This window comes from Methylobacterium sp. E-041 (assembly GCF_022829665.1).
Classification (GTDB): Bacteria; Pseudomonadota; Alphaproteobacteria; order Rhizobiales; family Beijerinckiaceae; genus Methylobacterium.
Genome location: NZ_JAKSYQ010000058.1, coordinates 1 through 388, shown reverse-complemented (window position 1 = coordinate 388; position 388 = coordinate 1). Strand labels below are relative to the sequence as shown.

Genomic DNA, 388 nt, shown 5'->3' with positions numbered 1-388 from the left:
GGTAGAACGGCGTCGCCTCGCTCTGCACCTGCTCCTGGATCAGGCCGAACATCTCCGACGACGAGGCCTGGTAGTAGCGCGCGTCGGGCTTGAGGGTGCGCACGCATTCGAGCAGGTTGACCGCGCCCAAGCCCGTGATCTGCCCGGTCAGCAGCGGCTGCTGCCACGAGGCGGTGACAAACGACTGCGCGGCCAGATTGTAGACCTCGTCCGGCTGCACGGCTTGAACGATGCGGGCCAAGCTCGACAGGTCGAGCAGGTTGCCGTCGTGGAGCTCCACGTCGTTCTCGATCCCGAGCCACTTCAGCCGGTGGTCGAACACCCCGGCATGGCTCGAGCGCCGCACCACCCCGTGCACCGCGTAGCCCTTCGACAGCAGCAGCTGCGC

1 protein-coding gene is annotated in these 388 nt (G+C 67.3%); it reads right to left on the bottom strand.

Annotated elements, in window-relative coordinates:
- On the bottom strand, positions 1–388 hold a 388-nt coding region (locus tag MKK70_RS04255), incomplete at both ends, for a GDP-mannose 4,6-dehydratase (RefSeq protein WP_243945967.1).